This is a genomic window from Salinivibrio sp. MA607 (assembly GCF_001996245.1).
In the GTDB taxonomy this organism is placed as follows: Bacteria; Pseudomonadota; Gammaproteobacteria; order Enterobacterales; family Vibrionaceae; genus Salinivibrio; species Salinivibrio costicola.
Genome location: NZ_MUFJ01000043.1, coordinates 1 through 13,866, shown reverse-complemented (window position 1 = coordinate 13,866; position 13,866 = coordinate 1). Strand labels below are relative to the sequence as shown.

Annotated in this window: 14 protein-coding genes and 1 other RNA gene; 9 read left to right on the top strand and 6 right to left on the bottom strand. The window is 47.6% G+C overall.

What is annotated here, in order from left to right:
* Positions 1-76 precede the first annotated feature (76 nt).
* Together ssrA and smpB are read right to left on the bottom strand one after the other, a co-directional pair.
* Positions 77-443: a transfer-messenger RNA gene (gene ssrA / locus BZG81_RS14910) on the bottom strand.
* A 46-nt stretch (positions 444-489) separates the two neighbouring features.
* Complete coding sequence (gene smpB / locus BZG81_RS14905; RefSeq protein ID WP_021024347.1) at positions 490-975, bottom strand: SsrA-binding protein SmpB; 486 nt, start codon at positions 973-975, stop codon at positions 490-492.
* Positions 976-1,129: 154 nt separating this feature from the next.
* Between smpB and BZG81_RS14900 the strand changes: the two genes are divergently transcribed.
* Both BZG81_RS14900 and BZG81_RS14895 read left to right on the top strand, forming a co-directional pair.
* Positions 1,130-1,561 carry an SRPBCC family protein gene (locus tag BZG81_RS14900; RefSeq protein WP_021024346.1) on the top strand — a complete coding sequence of 144 codons (432 nt, stop codon included), beginning with the start codon at positions 1,130-1,132 and terminating at the stop codon, positions 1,559-1,561.
* Entirely contained in the window at positions 1,554-1,901 is a 348-nt protein-coding gene (locus BZG81_RS14895) for an RnfH family protein (RefSeq protein WP_021024345.1), read from the top strand. The genes BZG81_RS14900 and BZG81_RS14895 overlap by 8 nt, the downstream gene beginning before the upstream one ends.
* 98 nt (positions 1,902-1,999) lie before the next feature.
* On the opposite strand, the gene bamE is transcribed toward BZG81_RS14895, so the two are convergent.
* The 3 genes from bamE to nadK all read right to left on the bottom strand — a co-directional run bounded on the left by bamE (position 2,000) and on the right by nadK (position 5,340).
* Positions 2,000-2,356 carry an outer membrane protein assembly factor BamE gene (bamE, locus tag BZG81_RS14890; protein ID WP_077661603.1) on the bottom strand — a complete coding sequence of 119 codons (357 nt, stop codon included), beginning with the start codon at positions 2,354-2,356 and terminating at the stop codon, positions 2,000-2,002.
* A gap of 242 nt (positions 2,357-2,598) precedes the next feature.
* A complete protein-coding gene (gene recN, locus BZG81_RS14885) occupies positions 2,599-4,266 on the bottom strand; it encodes a DNA repair protein RecN (protein ID WP_077661602.1) in 1,668 nt (555 codons plus the stop codon).
* A 192-nt stretch (positions 4,267-4,458) separates the two neighbouring features.
* Positions 4,459-5,340 (bottom strand): NAD(+) kinase, encoded by an 882-nt coding sequence (nadK, locus tag BZG81_RS14880; protein ID WP_077661601.1) that lies wholly within the window; start codon positions 5,338-5,340, stop codon positions 4,459-4,461.
* Between the two features lie 171 nt (positions 5,341-5,511).
* On the opposite strand from nadK, the gene grpE reads away from it, so the two are divergent.
* The 3 genes from grpE (at position 5,512) to dnaJ (ending at position 9,576) form a co-directional block, all read left to right on the top strand.
* Entirely contained in the window at positions 5,512-6,156 is a 645-nt protein-coding gene (grpE, locus tag BZG81_RS14875) for a nucleotide exchange factor GrpE (protein ID WP_021024341.1), read from the top strand.
* 226 nt (positions 6,157-6,382) lie between these two features.
* Positions 6,383-8,305 carry a molecular chaperone DnaK gene (dnaK, locus tag BZG81_RS14870; RefSeq protein WP_077670037.1) on the top strand — a complete coding sequence of 641 codons (1,923 nt, stop codon included), beginning with the start codon at positions 6,383-6,385 and terminating at the stop codon, positions 8,303-8,305.
* A gap of 119 nt (positions 8,306-8,424) precedes the next feature.
* Positions 8,425-9,576: a molecular chaperone DnaJ gene (dnaJ, locus tag BZG81_RS14865; protein WP_021024339.1), complete on the top strand. Its 1,152-nt coding sequence runs from the start codon at positions 8,425-8,427 to the stop codon at positions 9,574-9,576.
* Between the two features lie 49 nt (positions 9,577-9,625).
* On the opposite strand, the gene BZG81_RS14860 is transcribed toward dnaJ, so the two are convergent.
* A complete protein-coding gene (locus BZG81_RS14860; RefSeq protein ID WP_077670038.1) occupies positions 9,626-10,123 on the bottom strand; it encodes a type IV pilin protein in 498 nt (165 codons plus the stop codon).
* A 99-nt stretch (positions 10,124-10,222) separates the two neighbouring features.
* Between BZG81_RS14860 and BZG81_RS14855 the strand changes: the two genes are divergently transcribed.
* The 4 genes from BZG81_RS14855 to BZG81_RS14845 are packed head-to-tail and all read left to right on the top strand — an operon-like array spanning position 10,223 to position 13,307.
* The gene (locus BZG81_RS14855) at positions 10,223-10,807 is read left to right on the top strand and encodes a pilus assembly FimT family protein (RefSeq protein ID WP_077670039.1); all 585 of its coding nucleotides are present in this window, start codon (positions 10,223-10,225) and stop codon (positions 10,805-10,807) included.
* Positions 10,794-11,444, top strand: a complete 651-nt coding sequence (locus BZG81_RS14850; protein ID WP_077670040.1) for a PulJ/GspJ family protein — start codon at positions 10,794-10,796, stop codon at positions 11,442-11,444. Before BZG81_RS14855 ends, BZG81_RS14850 begins: the two co-directional genes overlap by 14 nt.
* Positions 11,441-12,871: a hypothetical protein gene (locus BZG81_RS15645; protein WP_158011855.1), complete on the top strand. Its 1,431-nt coding sequence runs from the start codon at positions 11,441-11,443 to the stop codon at positions 12,869-12,871. The genes BZG81_RS14850 and BZG81_RS15645 overlap by 4 nt, the downstream gene beginning before the upstream one ends.
* Before the next feature lies 1 nt (position 12,872).
* On the top strand, positions 12,873-13,307 hold the full coding sequence (locus tag BZG81_RS14845; RefSeq protein ID WP_158011854.1) for a type II secretion system protein: 435 nt from the start codon (positions 12,873-12,875) through the stop codon (positions 13,305-13,307).
* Positions 13,308-13,866: the final 559 nt, after the last annotated feature.

The following is a 13,866-nucleotide window of genomic DNA, read 5'->3' as shown; positions in this document are numbered from 1 at the left end:
GCTTTGTATCACACATACTCTATCTAACTACTTAAAATAAAACGATTTTTAATAAAAACAACAACTTAAAAGAAAGTGGTGGAGCTGGCGGGAGTTGAACCCGCGTCCAGAATCAGTCTAACCGATGGCGCTACATGCTTAGTTTGTCTTTAGTCTCGTCAGAGTGCTGCGGACAAACACGCCACACAAAGACATACCCAACTTATGTTTAACGCTTCAGCTCTTGGGTCAAAGCCTCCACGCGATCCTGTTTGGTTTTGACTATCCTGATTCCCCGTCCTACAGGCGAAGGCTAGAGAGGATAGGCACTCAGCAGGTTATTAAGCTGCTAGTGCGTAGTTTTCGTCGTTTGCGACTATTTTTTTGCGGCTTTTTACGAGGCCAACCGCCCCTCGGCATGCTCCACGGGCCTTCTCAATCCTGTCGAATCCTGAATCAGCCCCAGAGTGTTGCGGCAGAGTCTAACACATTGATCTGCCGCGTCAACGATTACCGCGTTGAGTGTTTCATGATCCTGGATTTTTGACGCTGCCAGTCTCTGTCTTTCGCGGTATCACGTTTATCGTGTAATTTTTTACCTTTCGCTAAGCCTATTTTGAGCTTAGCAAATGATTTTTTCCAGTATAAAGACAATGCCACCACGGTGAAACCGTCTCGATTAACCTTACCCAGTAAGGTATCAAGCTCCCGCCGTTTGAGCAAGAGCTTACGGGTGCGTTGTGGATCAGCGACCACATGCGTGGAGGCGACATTCAGCGGGGTGATCGTTGCCCCGAACAAAAAGGCTTCCCCGTCTTTGAGCAACACATAGCTTTCGCTGATATTGGCTTTGCCCGATCGAAGTGCTTTCACTTCCCAACCTTGCAGCTCTAGCCCCGCTTCGAAGTCATCTTCAATAAAGTACTCAAAGCGTGCTTTTTTATTCAGCGCAATGGTGTTGCTATTTGCTTTGTTCTTTGCGTTTTTCTTAGCCATAGTCCGCGCATTATAAAGGCGATGTGTCGAAGAATGAAAGGATTATCGCATGCTGTTAGACAAACCGCATGACTTTCTTAGATATGCTAGCCGCTAACATTGGTGAAAGGCGACCTCAGTGGTATTATCTCGCGGTTAACTTTAAGGAGTCCCTATGCCGCAAATCATCCGCTCGGCTTTAGTGCCGTTCAGTGCTGAGCAAATGTTTGCCTTGGTGAACGATGTTGAAGCGTACCCCGAGTTTTTGCCCGGATGTGTGAGCACTCGATTGATAGAGCACACAGACTCAACCATGGTCGCTTCACTGGACGTGGCCAAAGCGGGCATAAAGAAGACGTTTACAACAAAAAATTACTTAACCGACAATGCGCGTATTGATATGACCTTAGTTGACGGTCCGTTTAAGCGTTTAAGTGGGGGGTGGCAATTTACGCCGTTGTCGAGTGATGCGTGTAAGATAGAGTTAAACCTTGAGTTTGAATTCACTAACCGTCTGGTGGAAGCAGCGTTTGGGCGCATTTTTAGTGAGTTAACCAGCAGTATGGTAAAAGCGTTTACAGAGCGAGCGAAAGCGATTTATGAGTGAAGAGACTCTGGTGCATGTGGAAGTGGTGTATCCGCTACCGAATGAGCAACGCATCTTTAATTGTGTCGTTAAGGCTGATACAAGTGTTGAAGAGATTATCCGCCAGTCGGGTATCTTGAGCGCGTACCCTGACATTGATTTGTCCACCAACAAAGTGGGTATTTTTAGCCGACCGGTGAAGCTTGACGCGCAAGTAAGAGAGGGTGATCGGATTGAGATCTATCGGCCACTCCAAGCTGATCCGAAGGAAATTCGCCGCCGTCGAGCTGAACGAGCGAAGCAAGAGGGCAAGGCCGATCCTGTGACAGGTGGACGGGTTGATACCAAGCGTAAGCGCTAACCGTCGAACACCGATGCTTGGCCTTGCTCAAGCGATAAATAATCACAGTAAAGGCGCCGATATCCGGCGCCTTTTAACGAGCCAATGGCTGTCACTGCTTATTGCACAGCCTCAAAAAACTGGTCGCCCGGCTCATAGTCACCACTCATGCTGACTAATTGATTATTATCATCAAACGAGAGCACTAAATCTTTTTGCGTTGGATCTTGGTGGCCCGGCTGTTGCCACTGTACGAAGTACCAAGTGTTTGGGTAGCCAGACTCAACCAACATCGGTGGGCCGAGAAGGAATTTGACCTGCTCTTTTGTCATGCCAAACTTCAATGAGTCTACGGCCTTTTTTTCAATATAGTTGCCTTGATTGATATCTACACGATAAACCAGTTTTTCGGCATAAGAGCAACCCATAATGGCAATCGCCATTAGAGAGGCAACGGCGGCTTTTTTCCAACCCATAGTTAATATCTTCACTGTCTCGTTGAGGGCAAATCACGTCACTCAGTACGTTTTGCAAGCGGTGCCTGCGGTGCATAGCGCGTCGAGTATAAACAAGCAGAGAATATATGTAAAAAACCTGCCAACGACTAGCGTTTGGAGGGTCATAACGTGAAAAAGTTCGCAATGGGAAAAGAAATAGCCGAGGAAAGTGAACGTTGCACACTTCCCTCGAGCAAGCATGTGATTAATGCCGTGTTTTTTTAAGCGGCAATGAGCAGATCTTCGGCATTTGCTAAAGTACGCTCGGTAATTTCACTGCCACCAAGCAAACGGGCCAGCTCATTAATACGGGCCTGGTAATCGAGTGGGTACATGCGAGTGGTCGTCGTGCCTTGGTCAGTCTCTTTGGCGACAAACATTTGTTGATGACCACAGCCGGCAACTTGTGGCAAATGGGTGACACACATAACTTGGGTCGATTCGCCAAGCTGACGTAATAATTGACCCACAATGGCGGCGGTTGGCCCGCTAATACCGACATCAACCTCGTCAAAGATAAGGCTAGGTGTTTCCACTTTTTGTGCTGTAATCACTTGAATAGCGAGGGAGATCCGCGATAACTCACCACCTGATGCGACCTTTGCGAGTGGTTGTAAAGGCTGGCCGGGATTGGTCGAGACCAAAAATGCGACCGCATCGCCGCCTAGAGGACTTAGGTGGGTCTCTGCTTTATTTTCGACTTGGATTTCAAAACTGCCGTGTTCCATGCTGAGCTGATGCATGCTTTGGGTAATGAGTTTATTGAGCTCTTTGGCATAACGACGACGGCTTTTACTGAGCTTTTCTGCTGTGTCTAAACAGTCTGCGAATTGCTTGTCGACTTCGGCTTGAAGCTGCTCAATGGCCTCATCATTGTGCGCGAGTTTTTCTAGCTCCGTTATCAACTGTTGATGTGTGCTATACAGCACCTCTGGTTGAACATGGTGTTTGCGTGACAAACTCATAATGGTAGCCATGCGTTGATCTAAATATTGTAAACGCTGCGGATCCATGTCGAGTTGATCAAGATAACGGGCGATCTCCTGACTGGTTTCTTGAGTTTGAATTCTAGCTTCTTCGAGCATTTCAGCCAGCGGAGAGAAGTGATTGTCTAGTGTCGCTAATTCATTCAAACGTTGTTGCGCAGCAGTTAGTAGGCCAAGTGTATTGCTTTCTTCGCCATCGCAGAGCAGATCAACCACTGCTTGGCTTGTCATCGCGATATCACCACTGTTGGATAAGCGTTTATGCTCTTCTTCAATTTGCTGATATTCGTCTTCACCAAGCGCAAGTTCATTGAGTTCGCCCACTTGATACTCAAGCAGCTGTTGTTGCGCCTCAATATCATCCTTTTTCTTTATCAGTGCTTTTAGCTCATTTTTTGTGCGACGCCAACGTTGATAGCGCGTTGCCATTTTATCGATCAACGATTGATGACCCGCATATTGGTCAAGCAACGTAATTTGGTGCTCAGGGCGTAACAGTTGTTGATGTGCATGTTGACCGTGAATGTTGATCAAAAGTTGCCCAAGTGCTTTTTGCTGAGAAGCAGGAACCGGATTGCCATTGATATAAGCGCGTGACCGCCCTTCTTTAGTGATTACGCGTCTTAAAATACAATCGTCACCGTCTTCTAATTCGTTATCTTGTAACCAGCGTCGCGCCGCACTGTTTTGTTCCAAGGTGAAGCTGGTCGATATTTCAGCGCGCTTTTCCCCTGGGCGCACCATATTGGCATCGGCGCGGTCACCTAAGCATAAGCCTAGCGCATCAATAGAAATAGATTTACCTGCCCCGGTCTCACCGGTTATCGCCGTCATGCCTTTACTAAACTCCAACTCCAAGGATTTAACGATGGCAAAGTTTTGAATGGTTATATCGGCTAACATAGGAAAACACCTGTATCTATCAACAACTGTGTATAGATACAGTATATACTGTTTTTTCATCCAGTGAACACTGTTCAGTGAGAATTATTGTGAATGGGATGAGGCGCACAAAAAATGGACAAAAAGTGGCTGGCCTGTTTTGCATACCAACAGGAAGAAGGAAAATAACGTTGATATGAAAAAACAGCCGCGTCAGAACAGCTTTGAAGACCAACCCAGCTTTTTACGTAACGTATTGTAATAATTATAGTCTTTGGGGTGAATGAGTTTGAGTGTGGCGGGGCTTTTGTAAATATGGACTTCATCGCCCGGATTCACTGGCAAAGAAACTTGCCCATCACAACTGACTTCCAGTGTGCCGCGGTTATCGGGAGACACTAATAATTTAATCCGGCGATTACCATCTACCACCAAAGGCCGGCTTGATAGGGTATGGGGGAACATAGGGACTAAAGAAATAGCGTTGAGGCTGGGGGATAAGATGGGGCCGCCACCTGATAAGCTATAGGCTGTTGATCCCGTCGGCGTTGAAATAATGATCCCATCTGAGCGCTGCGAAAAGGCGAAATGCTCGTTAATATAGACCTCAAACTCAATCATGTGAGCCACTTGCCCAGGGTGTAAAACGGCCTCGTTGAGCGAAGCGTTATGGCTTTTAACCTGATCGTGACGATGGATCTCTGTTTCAAGCAAAAAACGGTCTTCTTCCATGTAGTCGCCACCTAAAACGGCGTCTAGGGCATTTTCAAAGGCATCGGGATCCAGGTCAGTCAAAAAGCCTAAATTACCGCGGTTTACACCAATCACTTTTATATCGCTTCGTGACAGTACGCGAGCGGCGCCGAGCATATTACCGTCGCCACCGATAACGATCGCGAGATCAGCGTGCTGACCAATATTAACCAAATCCAGATAGTGCGCGTCGGGTAGCCCCAAATTGGTACTCAAGCGTGTATCAATGCACACCTCGTAACCGCGCTCGGTGAGCCAATGATAAAGGCCGATGTGTGTATTCACTGCGTCTGGGTTGCGAGGTTTACCAATTAAGGCAATGCGCTGGAATGGTGTCGACATAATCAGGATCCCATCGTTATTTGTGCCCAGTATAACGTGGTAAAAAAAGGATTGTCGTGATTTGCGTTATGTGGGCGGTTGAATCATAAAGATTCATCCCCATAATACTTCCACAATCAAGTTAAACAGTCCCAGTGCGCGCTGGGCAATGCCATTTGTGTCGGAGTGATCATGAGCGAAGAACAGAAAGTTAAGCAAGAGCAAGAAGCGATGAAAGATGCGCAAGCTGCTGAAGGCAAAGATGCAGAGCAGACGGTTGAGCAACAGGCAAGCGGTAGTGCAGACATTGAGCAAGAGGAAACCGAAGCCATGATTGCACGCATTACAGAGTTAGAAGCAGCACTTGAAGCCAGTGAAGCCAAAGTGCAAGAGCAACAAGACAGTGTGCTTCGTGCCCGTGCTGACGTAGACAATATGCGTCGTCGATCAGAGCAAGAAGTAGAGAAAGCGCGAAAGTTTGCACTGGAGAAGTTTGCCAGTGAGTTGCTGCCAGTTATCGACAACCTTGAGCGTGCTGTCGAGATGGCGGATAAGGAAGATGAATCGATCAAGCCCATGGTTGAAGGGGTAGAGCTGACGCTAAAAACCATGATGGATACCATTGATAAGTTTGGTTTGAAAGCGATTGACCCACAAGGCCAACCTTTTAATCCTGAGCTTCACCAAGCGATGACGATCCAAGAAAGCACTGAGCATGAGCCAAACACCGTAATGATGGTGATGCAAAAAGGCTATGAGTTAAATGGTCGCGTGGTACGTCCAGCGATGGTGATGGTATCGAAAGCCGCACAAGGCAACGTCGACGAAAAAGCGTGATTTTAATAAGGGCATAGCATCAATAGTTAATTTGTTACTCCGCTTGTGATACGTGAGTGACGAACACGGATTTTTTTGCTGCTAGCCCTTGAAAAGTGTCGTGCTGCCCTTATTTAAACGGCAGCAACAAATAAAAATTTGCGGTGAGGGGGTTGAACCTCTCACAGTTACCCCCACATAAAGGGTAACGAACTACAGCCACAGAACGAATTTCGGAGAGCACCAGATGGGTAAAATCATTGGTATTGACTTGGGTACAACCAACTCATGTGTCGCCGTACTAGACGGTGAAAAAACGCGCGTAATTGAAAACGCAGAAGGTGATCGTACAACGCCATCCGTTATCGCTTACACACAAGATGGTGAAACACTTGTCGGCCAGCCTGCGAAGCGCCAGGCAGTGACAAACCCAGAAAACACCCTATACGCGATTAAGCGTCTGATCGGTCGCCGCTTCGAAGATGAAGAAGTACAGCGTGACATCAGTATCATGCCTTTCAAAATTGTGAAGGCAGATAACGGTGATGCTTGGGTTGAAGCGAAAGGCCAAAAAATGGCCGCGCCACAAGTGTCAGCTGAAGTGTTGAAGAAAATGAAGAAAACCGCTGAAGACTTCCTCGGCGAAGAAGTGACTGGCGCGGTAATCACTGTCCCTGCTTACTTTAATGACTCTCAGCGTCAAGCGACTAAGGATGCTGGTCGTATTGCGGGACTAGAAGTTAAACGTATTATCAACGAGCCTACAGCGGCAGCATTGGCTTATGGCCTTGATAAGAAAGGTGGCGATCGCACTATCGCGGTTTATGACCTAGGTGGTGGTACGTTCGATATCTCTATCATCGAAATTGATGAAGTCGATGGTGAGCAAACCTTCGAAGTACTGGCAACCAACGGTGACACCCACTTGGGTGGTGAAGACTTCGATAACCGTTTGATCACCTACTTGGTCGACGAATTTAAGAAAGAGCAAGGCATCGATCTGCGTCAAGACCCGCTCGCGATGCAGCGTGTCAAAGAAGCGGCTGAGAAAGCGAAGATTGAACTGTCTTCTGCGCAGCAAACAGACGTGAACTTGCCTTATGTGACCGCGGACGCAACCGGTCCTAAGCACATGAACATCAAGATTACTCGTGCCAAGCTGGAATCACTGGTTGAAGATCTGGTTCAACGTTCACTCGAACCAATGAAAGTGGCCTTGGCAGACGCTGAGCTGTCTGTTGATGAAATCACGGATGTTATCTTGGTCGGTGGTCAAACCCGCATGCCTATGGTTCAGTCAAAAGTTGCAGAGTACTTCGGTAAGGATGCACGTAAGGACGTGAACCCGGATGAAGCGGTTGCAATGGGTGCGGCTGCACAGGGTGGTGTACTGTCTGGCGATGTTAAAGACGTACTACTGCTTGACGTCACGCCACTGTCGCTGGGTATCGAAACCATGGGCGGTGTGATGACCAAGCTGATTGAGAAAAACACGACGATTCCGACTAAGGCGAATCAAGTGTTCTCAACCGCTGAAGACAACCAAAGCGCGGTAACGATTCATGTGATCCAAGGTGAGCGTAAGCAAGCCATGCATAACAAATCACTGGGTCAGTTTAACCTAGAAGGTATTCAGCCAGCGCCACGTGGCACGCCACAAATTGAAGTGACTTTCGACTTGAACGCGGATGGTATCTTGAACGTGTCTGCAACTGATAAGCAAACCGGTCAAGAGCAGAAGATCACCATCCAAGCGTCTGGTGGCCTAAGCGATGAAGACGTTGAGAAAATGGTACAAGAAGCAGAAGCTAACAAAGAAGCGGACAAAAAGTTCGAAGAGTTAGTGACTGCCCGTAACCAAGCGGATCAGCTCATTCATGGTACACGCAAGCAAATGGACGAAGCGGGTGACAAATTGCCTGCTGAAGACAAAGAGAAGATCGAAACAGCTATCTCTGAGCTGGAAACCGCACGCAACGGTGAAGATAAAGAAGACATCGATGCGAAGGTTCAAGCACTGGTTGCGGCTTCATCAAAACTGATGGAAATTGCCCAGCAGCAAGCTCAAAATGAGCAGGCGCAGCAAGACGCCGGTGCCGATTCAGCAAAACAAGACGACGACGTTGTTGATGCTGAGTTCGAAGAAGTTAAAGACGACGACAAGAAATAAGCGAAAGCACTGTCGTTAATAAGCACGGGCGTAGGGGAGCGATCTCCTTCGCCCGTCGTTTTATCAAACAGTGATTTGAACGTCTTTGTTTTGTTGACGTAAACAGGTGCAGTCAGACCATGTCTAAAAGAGATTTATATGAAGTGCTCGGCTTAAGCCGCGATGCAAGCGAGCGCGATATTAAAAAGGCCTATAAGCGGCTGGCGATGAAGTATCACCCAGACCGCAATAAAGGCGATGATGCCGACGAAAAATTTAAAGAAGTGAAGTTGGCATACGAAATACTGACCGATCCGCAAAAACGTGCAGCCTACGACCAATATGGTCATGCAGCCTTTGAACAAGGTGGCATGGGAGGCGGCGGCTTCGGCGGTGGCGGCTTTGGCGGCGGTGGTGCTGACTTTAGCGATATTTTTGGTGACGTATTCGGCGATATATTCGGCGGAGGTCGTCGCGGTGGTCAGCAACGCGCACAACGTGGTGCCGATTTACGCTACAACATGGAGCTAACGCTTGAAGAAGCGGTCCGTGGCGTCAGCAAAGAGATCGAAGTGCCCACCTATGTCGGCTGTTCGACGTGCGATGGTAGTGGTGCGAAACCGGGGACTAAGAAGCAAACCTGTGGGACCTGTAACGGTATTGGCCAAGTACAAATGCGCCAAGGTTTCTTTGCGGTTCAGCAGGCCTGCCCAACGTGTCACGGCAGCGGTACCATTATCAAAGACCCTTGTAATAGCTGCCACGGTCAAGGTCGCGTCAAAGAGACCAAGCACTTGAATGTGAAAATCCCAGCGGGGGTTGATACAGGCGATCGTATTCGCTTATCAAGTGAAGGTGAAGCGGGAGAAAATGGTGCGCCAGCGGGCGACTTATACGTTCAAGTACACGTTCGTGAACACCACATTTTCACCCGGGATGGCAACAACTTGTATTGTGAAGTACCGGTGAGTTTCACCATGGCCGCGCTAGGTGGCGAGGTTGAAGTGCCTACCCTTGATGGTCGTGTAAGCTTAAAAGTGCCAGCAGAAACGCAAACAGGACGCATGTTCCGTATGCGCGGTAAAGGGGTGCAGTCTGTTCGTGGCGGCGGTATGGGGGACCTGATCTGTAAGATGGTTGTCGAAACGCCAGTGAACTTAAGCAGCCGTCAAAAAGAGCTTCTACAAGAGCTAGAAGAGTCTTTTAGTGGCACTGAAGCGAAAAAACACAAGCCAAAATCAGAGGGCTTCTTTGACGGTGTCAAAAAGTTTTTTGATGATTTAACCGGATAAGCAACTGGGCCTCGTGCATACGGGTTAGCCAGTGTTGAATCCTCAGTCATCATAGAAAGGCCAGCTTTGTGCTGGCTTTTTTTATGCCTGACGAAAACGTATTTGTTGATCGATCATGCGGTAAAGGACAAGATGCATTTGATGAGGTCGACGTTATCAGTCCGTTCGTATGGAGGACCAAGGTAGCACATGCGTCATCGATTTGGGGGTAACTTGTTCGAGGGTGAGCAAGGATCTTATAGGCTGCCTTCCCACCTTGGACTTCGAACCGATAATCCGGTGAGAGCTGACAATCCGCACATAGCACCTCTTCTAACTTAGCGACATCTGATACCGACGGATATTGCTCAGCCATCGTAAATTTCTGCTCTACCCACGCTTGTAACTGAATTAAATGTCGAGTCGCCGCTTGCCGCGTCTGTTGTTGTTGGTGCTCGGCATAGCTGGGGATGGCAATCCCTGCAAGTGTTGCGATGATGGCCAGTACAAGCATCATTTCGATCAGTGTCACGCCATGTTGTAAATAGCGACAAAAATATAAACGCATTTCTACGTGCCCCTCGAAGACTCAATTACCAAACGCATACAGAGCTTATGAGAGTGGTAGTCTGCGCTCAATCGGCAGGCGGCGATCTTGGGAGGCAGTATGCGTTTTCACCGTACCCAATTCACGCCAAGTAGGCTACAGCAACATGGCGTAACATTGATTGAATTATTGATTGTATTGAGTGTGTTAGCGGTTATTTGTGCCATCGCATTTCCTAGCTTTACCTATTCACGCCAAGTGGCCGTAATGGCCAGTCGCAGTGCAGAGCTGACAAGCTTATTCCAACTGACTCAAAGTCGTGCGATCAATCAGAGCCAAGCATATCGTCTTATTTTGCATCAAGACGAAAATACGCAATGCATTATTGCTCAACCGGTCAACGAAAAAGCGAACAGTGTGAGTAGAACGGGCGCGATGGCAAAAATATCGTGTCAACAAACCACATTAGCTATGGTCAGGCTACCTAAAGCAATTCAATTAAAAAAGAAAGTGAGTGAGGGGTGGGTGTTATTGCCTGACGGGGATCTATTTACTATCGATTTTCGCACACAGCGACCCAGTCATAATCTCACGCTTGGTCTAAGCCGCGATCTTGCCAGCACACCGGATTACATTGTCACCGTTCGCCAGTACCTTGGCTTTGATGTTTGTCCGTGGCGGGAGGTAGCCAGTGCTTGCAGCTAACTGTAAAGGCCATTCATTGGTTGAACTCTTGGTGGGGCTGACGGTGAGTATGATAGTCACTATCGCGGCACTGGCGGTGATGACAACAGCGACGGCGACACAAACGCGTCTGGATAATAAAACGTTTTTGTCTTTAGAAATAAGTCGCCTTCTTACCTTTATGGAGGCAGATATTCGCCGTGCAGCCCTCTGTTATCAATGCGGCAGGACTTCCCCTTACGTATTTAAAAGCGGAGATGAGGCGCACATTGTGTTAATTGATGAAGTGCCTGAGCAATCTAGCGGGCAATGTTTGCGATTTGCGTACCAACAAGGGCGTACTCACTCCACGCAAACTATTGATAAAGACGATGCCAAAGGATTTCGTTTCGATGCAGAATCACAGGCGATAGAGGCTTATGAAAATCACCAAGACACCAAAAATTGGTCATGTGAGTCAGGGTACTGGCGAGATATTTCATCCCGAGCATTGAAGGTCACGCATTTAGCCTTTTCTCGTGATGAGACGCGGACGGAGACAGGGCGACGTATTACTGCGTTAACGATCGAACTTTCCGCCTCATTAAAACGTCAACCTAGTGAACGTGAACAAGTGTCGAGAACCTTGGTTTTAGCTAATACGGTTGTTTCACCATGAAATGCATCAGAAAACATAAGTACGACCAAGGCATAGCAACGCTTGCGGTGGTTGCGAGTGTTGCACTGATTGCACTTCTCATTGTGTTAGGAGTCAGTCGACGTGCGGTTAATGATATCCAACAGACGCAAGCGAGAGTCAAAACCGAGCAATCACTTTCTAAAGCTTGGGCCGCTCTCGACTGTGCGGTGGCTAAAATTCAGCATGATGGCATTGAGTTATCCAACGATGATATCGCCCAAGCACTAGAACAACTTTCTCCCTGTCAAAACGTCGCGCAAAGTCAATTATGGTTGGCGCCATGGCAAAACAGTAAGCGCGGGATGTGGCATCTTTACGCAACTCATGCACAGCAACAAGTCGGGGTGACTCTGGCAAAAGCCACCGGCGCGCGAAGAAGTTCGTTTGTCACTTCTGGATCCGCCGCGTTTTACGGTGGCAATACATGGCGACCGGTAAAAGGAAAAAAGCGAGAGGATGGTTTATATGAATGCCATTCAATTATGGCGGGGGGCGATGTCATGATTCGTCCGCGCACGCTCGGTGAGAATCAGTCAAAGAGTTCAGAGAGCTCAGAGAGCTCAAAGAATGAAGAGGAAAAAAGTCAAAACAGATTTACCGTTCGCTTAGATGGTAGCGATGAGTGCGCCCCCGAATATAAAACGGAGGTTAGCGACTACACAGTGGCAGATAGTCGCGATGAAACCGGCGCGCGACTAAAAAAAGATGTGCAAACCAACGTTGAGAATATGGACTTGTTCAACGATTACTTTGGTGTCCCTCGCGCGCAGTGGGAAACAGTCAGAGAGCAATTTGAGCGACAAGGCGGTTTTGTTGTTAATACCCAAGATGATCCGTCGTTATGTTATGAAACTCTATTGAATGCAGTCGCTAGCAGTAAACACAGAGAGAGAGCGAATGCAAAAGTCTGGGTGGATGGGCCTTGTGATCTAAGCCGAGAGGGTTTAAAGGCGTTACCAAGTGAACCTCCGATTTTACTGGTTGTGCAAGATGGCATTGTGGCGCTGCGTGGTGCGATTAAACCCTTTAAAGGAGTGGTATATCAGTTTAACACCGATAATCTGAATGCGAGAGAATTTGCTGAGCAATGGGGGATGACCATCTCCGAATCTGGCGGGATGTCTTGCTCTCACGACGATAGTAATATCCAAGAACTTTGCGAAATGATCACATCAACAGTCACCAATCCTGATCAAGCAAGCCGTGTCCCTTTTTGGTTTCACGGTAGTTTCATCACCAAAGGCGCATTTATTACTGATGTGCCGGATGGCCATTCCGTGGTGTATGGTTCATTTCAACCAACCTATAGTGATGAAACGGTACAGCAGAGTTTTAAAGGTCTTAAGCAGTGGCGTCCAGTCGGTAATAGCTATCATGACATCAAACCGCCTTATGAGGAGGGATAGCATGTTGCGAGCGCGAGGTTTTTCCTTTATCGAAATATTGATTGCGTTAGTGTTAGTAGCGGTAACGGGCGCAGGTATTTATACACTCACTGTCGATATTCAAGCTAAGCAACACAATGCGCGCTTGGCAGAAGGGGCTATGCATGTTGCTAGTAACCAACTGGCGCATTGGCGTTTAATGAACACGGATACGCCCTGCAGTGCAAGCCATACTGCAGTCATGAGGTTGAGCCGTTTAGCAAGATGCTTGATAGATACTGAAGATACTGGTTACCAACTGGCAGTGACTGAGATTAAAAATGTGCTCACCGATGATGGTGGTGTTTATGCGAAAACACTCGTATTAGAAGTTCGCTGGCAAGATAACCGAAATAAGGAGCAGGCGCTGAGATTTTACTTCACAGGGTCAACGCTTCGACACCAAGTTATGAAATAAGCGTCTATAAGCGCCGCAAACGAGTGAGTCATCACCCGTATTGGTTGGTTTTTAATCGCTTGTGCTGTTTTTATCAAAAACCCCTTGCGCCAAAAAATTACCTCTCTATAATGCGCTCTCGTTGGCACGGCAAGCCGAGCTAACAACGGCAATACAGGCAAGCAAAACAAAATGCTTGACTCAATGCCTAAGTGGCGTATTATGCCACTCCCGCTCAACGATGAGCGGCGCTCTTTAACAATTTGACCTATGCAATCTGTGTGGGCACTCGTTGAGAATAGACAAAAAGATTTATTCGATGAACTGAGTGACCAATACGAAACAACGTTTACGTTGTTCGGCACAGTCAATTCGTTTGTCTCGCAAGAGACGAACAAAACAGTATTTCAACGATGAGCGGCGCTCTTTAACAATTTGACCTATGCAATCTGTGTGGGCACTCGTTGAGAATAGACAAAAAGATTTATTCGATGAACTGAGTGACCAATACGAAACAACGTTTACGTTGTTCGGCACAGTCAATTCGTTTGTCTCGCAAGAGACGAACAAAACAGTATTT

Bases quoted from the DNA above. Each gene is read 5' to 3' on its own strand.
- smpB (WP_021024347.1), bottom strand. From the start codon at position 975: ATGGCTAAGAAAAACGCAAAGAACAAAGCAAATAGCAACACCATTGCG.
- BZG81_RS14900 (WP_021024346.1), top strand. From the start codon at position 1,130: ATGCCGCAAATCATCCGCTCGGCTTTAGTGCCGTTCAGTGCTGAGCAA.
- BZG81_RS14895 (WP_021024345.1), top strand. From the start codon at position 1,554: ATGAGTGAAGAGACTCTGGTGCATGTGGAAGTGGTGTATCCGCTACCG.
- bamE (WP_077661603.1), bottom strand. From the start codon at position 2,356: ATGGGTTGGAAAAAAGCCGCCGTTGCCTCTCTAATGGCGATTGCCATT.
- recN (WP_077661602.1), bottom strand. From the start codon at position 4,266: ATGTTAGCCGATATAACCATTCAAAACTTTGCCATCGTTAAATCCTTG.
- nadK (WP_077661601.1), bottom strand. From the start codon at position 5,340: ATGTCGACACCATTCCAGCGCATTGCCTTAATTGGTAAACCTCGCAAC.
- grpE (WP_021024341.1), top strand. From the start codon at position 5,512: ATGAGCGAAGAACAGAAAGTTAAGCAAGAGCAAGAAGCGATGAAAGAT.
- dnaK (WP_077670037.1), top strand. From the start codon at position 6,383: ATGGGTAAAATCATTGGTATTGACTTGGGTACAACCAACTCATGTGTC.
- dnaJ (WP_021024339.1), top strand. From the start codon at position 8,425: ATGTCTAAAAGAGATTTATATGAAGTGCTCGGCTTAAGCCGCGATGCA.
- BZG81_RS14860 (WP_077670038.1), bottom strand. From the start codon at position 10,123: ATGCGTTTATATTTTTGTCGCTATTTACAACATGGCGTGACACTGATC.
- BZG81_RS14855 (WP_077670039.1), top strand. From the start codon at position 10,223: ATGCGTTTTCACCGTACCCAATTCACGCCAAGTAGGCTACAGCAACAT.
- BZG81_RS15645 (WP_158011855.1), top strand. From the start codon at position 11,441: ATGAAATGCATCAGAAAACATAAGTACGACCAAGGCATAGCAACGCTT.
- BZG81_RS14845 (WP_158011854.1), top strand. From the start codon at position 12,873: ATGTTGCGAGCGCGAGGTTTTTCCTTTATCGAAATATTGATTGCGTTA.